General features: G+C 28.7%; 1 protein-coding gene. It reads left to right on the top strand.

The genetic code is table 11. From position 1 onward, the window contains the following. The coding region (locus tag CBG25_RS06185; RefSeq protein ID WP_290605342.1) for a hypothetical protein at positions 1–181 on the top strand (181 nt) is incomplete at its 5' end. Between the last annotated feature and the right edge of the window lie 600 nt (positions 182–781).

Genomic DNA, 781 nt, shown 5'->3' with positions numbered 1-781 from the left:
CTGTGCGAAACTCGTGTATAGTTATCTTTCTGCTAAAAATGAATTTATTTCAATGAGATATTGGCAGAATAAATTACTAATATGGTACCGCTCACCACTTGATGAAATGACATTTGCTAAAATAACAATACTTAATTTGGCCAAAGTGATAGATTATCAGAGGATATATTTGAATAGTTAACCTCTCCAATTCATAGCGGCTACGGTAAAGTAGGCGCTATTGTTTTTTCTGATCGACAAACAAATCATTTTCTATAAGAATAATATTCCATAAAATTATTAGAATGAAAATTTTATCATAAAAATAGATAACAAAATTGTATTAATACATTGAGTTAAATAGATCATCTGTGATGTATGTTGTTGTTCGTTATATTTGAATAATTTTATTTATGAATTAACAACTTTATTGATTGTAATCGTAGTTGATTATTAATATGTTTTATATTATTTAAAGTGATAATATTAGTAACCTGTATTAAACAACTATTTTTGACCATAATGTAGTTAATAAAATTCGATAGATATCAAATAATCTATCAAAAAACATAGTGGTGAACCTTAAGCTTAACATGGTAGTCTTAGAGATCTAAAAACATCCTAAATATTATGAGATTTAACCAGAGATCGGCTGTCTAAGTCCTGAGGTGGTACTTTCCGTTAAAAATAAATGTGGCATTTGACGGTTAAATCCAACAATTAACAACAAGAGGTTTGCATGCAGGGCATAAAAATTCGGTATTTTATTGGTGGCGTACTAATGGCTTTGTCCAGCCAACTA

Source organism: Arsenophonus sp. ENCA, from assembly GCF_002287155.1.
Classification (GTDB): domain Bacteria; phylum Pseudomonadota; class Gammaproteobacteria; order Enterobacterales; family Enterobacteriaceae; genus Arsenophonus; species Arsenophonus nilaparvatae.
Note: the sequence above shows the minus strand (reverse complement) of the source record. Positions and strands in the feature narration are given on the sequence as shown.